General features: G+C 59.8%; 1 protein-coding gene. It reads left to right on the forward strand.

The window, feature by feature from the left end; genetic code table 11:
• Positions 1 to 291: phage minor tail protein L (locus JW499_RS22045; RefSeq protein ID WP_205212554.1), on the forward strand; the 291-nt coding region annotated here is incomplete at both ends.

Consider the following 291-nt stretch of genomic DNA (forward strand, 5'->3'; position numbering starts at 1 on the left):
ATGGTCACCGGGATGGCGGAAGATATGCAGAGTCTGGTCGGCGGAACGGTGGTCCGGCGTAAGGTTTACGCCCGTTTTCTGGATGCGGTGAACTTCGTCAACGGAAACAGTTACGCCGATCCGGAGCAGGAGGTGATCAGCCGCTGGCGCATTGAGCAGTGCAGCGAACTGAGCGCGGTGAGTGCCTCCTTTGTACTGTCCACGCCGACGGAAACGGATGGCGCTGTTTTTCCGGGACGTATCATGCTGGCCAACACCTGCACCTGGACCTATCGCGGTGACGAGTGCGGT

The sequence above is a fragment of the Amphritea pacifica genome, from assembly GCF_016924145.1.
GTDB classification, from domain to species: domain Bacteria; phylum Pseudomonadota; class Gammaproteobacteria; order Pseudomonadales; family Balneatricaceae; genus Amphritea; species Amphritea pacifica.